This is a genomic window from Clostridioides sp. ZZV15-6598, assembly GCF_020657705.1.
In the GTDB taxonomy this organism is placed as follows: Bacteria; Bacillota; Clostridia; order Peptostreptococcales; family Peptostreptococcaceae; genus Clostridioides; species Clostridioides difficile_F.
The window spans coordinates 1-332 of the sequence record NZ_JAGWCS010000359.1 but is presented as its reverse complement, the minus strand read 5'-3'; the positions used below and the strand labels follow the sequence as shown (position 1 = coordinate 332).

The window sequence follows — 332 nt, the reverse complement described above, 5'->3', positions numbered from 1 at the left end:
GGATTCGAACCCACGGCCCCTTTCGAAGTCACTGGTTTTCAAGACCAGCTCCTTAAACCACTCGGACACCTCTCCATATTCTGCTTCCAATGATTCATCCGAGGATCGAACTCGGGACACCCTGATTAAGAGTCAGGTGCTCTGCCAGCTGAGCTAATGAACCTTACTTTAATATTTAATGGCTGGGGATGCAGGACTTGAACCTACGCATACATGAGTCAAAGTCATGTGCCTTACCGACTTGGCTAATCCCCAATATATGTGGTGAGCGCACAGGGATTCGAACCCCGGACACACGCCTTAGAAGGGCGTTGCTCTATCCAGCTGAGCTA

General features: G+C 50.0%; 2 tRNA genes. Both read right to left on the bottom strand.

The annotated features are described in order from the left end of the window. Positions 1-90: 90 nt before the first annotated feature. Positions 91-163 (bottom strand) — tRNA-Lys (locus tag KGF50_RS22045). 16 nt (positions 164-179) lie between these two features. After that, positions 180-255: transfer RNA gene (locus tag KGF50_RS22040), tRNA-Gln, on the bottom strand. Positions 256-332 lie beyond the last annotated feature (77 nt).